Source organism: Bacillus sp. P4_D3, from assembly GCF_056401855.1.
Genome location: NZ_JBFUIN010000739.1, coordinates 1 through 1487 on the forward strand (window position 1 = coordinate 1; position 1487 = coordinate 1487).

Annotated in this window: 2 protein-coding genes; both read right to left on the reverse strand. The window is 34.1% G+C overall.

Annotated elements, in window-relative coordinates; genetic code table 11:
* Window positions 1-728 (reverse strand): peptide ABC transporter substrate-binding protein (locus AC1DTM_RS26145; protein ID WP_477001251.1); only part of this gene is annotated, 728 nt, incomplete at its 3' end.
* A 76-nt stretch (window positions 729-804) separates the two neighbouring features.
* Window positions 805-1487 (reverse strand): DUF2628 domain-containing protein (locus AC1DTM_RS26150; RefSeq protein WP_477001252.1); only part of this gene is annotated, 683 nt, incomplete at its 5' end.

Sequence of the window (1487 nt, forward strand, 5' to 3'; positions counted from 1 at the left end):
TCTTTATCCCAATAATTTGGGTTTTTCTTTAACTGGTAACTTTGTTCATGTTTCCATTCACTCATTGTAAATGGTCCATTGTACAATAATTTATCTGCTTCTAATCCGTATTTATCCCCTTGTCCTTTTACATACTTTTCATTTAATGGGAAGAATGTAGGGAACGAAGTAAGCTCAAGGAAATAAGGTGCTGGTTGCTCTAATTCTACTACCAACGTTTTATCATCCTTCGCTTTAACACCTAATTGATCCGACGGTACTTCTCCTTTATTTACTTTCTGTGCATTTTTCACATCAAATAAAATAAATGCATATTCTGCTGCTATTGCTTTATCTAATGTACGTTGCCATGCATATACAAAATCTTGTGCTCGAACTGGATCACCATTTGACCATTTTGCATCACGTAATTCAAATGTATATGTCTTTTTATCTTCACTAATCTTCACGTCTTTGGCCATACCTGGAGTTGGTTTATTATCTTTATCTAGACGATATAATCCTTCCATTGCATTTACAAATACACGGAAAGATACAGAATCTGTTGATTTAGATGTATCCATTGAAGGAATTTCAGCTGTTTCTAGCAAATTTAATACTTGCTTATCTGCTACTCCCTTACCTGCTTCTTTCTTTGTTGTAGATGCCTTCTCCCCATTTCCGCAACCTGCAACTAATACACTAGTCGATAATGCAACTACAGCAATCGTTGTTACCTTTCTCTTCATTCTTCCTTCCCCCAATCTATATGTATAAATGAAAGCCAGTATAATATATATTATTATACAAAAGATTCAGAGTATTTCAAATATTATTTTTTAAAAACAAAAAAGAAGCAGCTAGAACGTGCTTTCCATCCGCTTCTTTTTCTATCACTTTTACTTGCAATCCATCCTCTATTTCAAATGGATTTTGAACCTTGAATATTTCTTCCATCATCTTCAAAAACTCTTCTTCATTTTTAGATTCACCATTAATCGTAAGGGAGTATGGCTCAACTTCACTCAATTTATAATCAACAATAAATTGAATTGTAACTTTTTGTCTTGGCATCCCTGGGCTGTATCCTTGAAATTCTACTAATTCCATACCTTCCGAACCTCGATAATATATCCACCCTGAATTTTGAAAATAGCTTTCAAACGATTCACCAATCGAAAAGAACGGATATTCATAAAGCGAACTTGTACGTACTTTTTGTATAATATCTCGATCAGTCGGAAAAAAGAAATGACTGAAGAAAATACTAGCAACTGCTAAAATAGTAACGATTGTTGCTCCCATTTTACTCKTTCCACCACTATCACGGATGAGATAATTTTCAACCGATTCATCTTTAATTCCCCGTGCTTTTATTCGATATATACGCCTTTCTGCAAATTGACAATATAATCCATTTGCAAAAATCCCCATCCCAAATAGAATGAAAACGAGTAATAAAAACGTGAGAGGTACCATATTAATGATTGGCAATGCTACGTTGAACC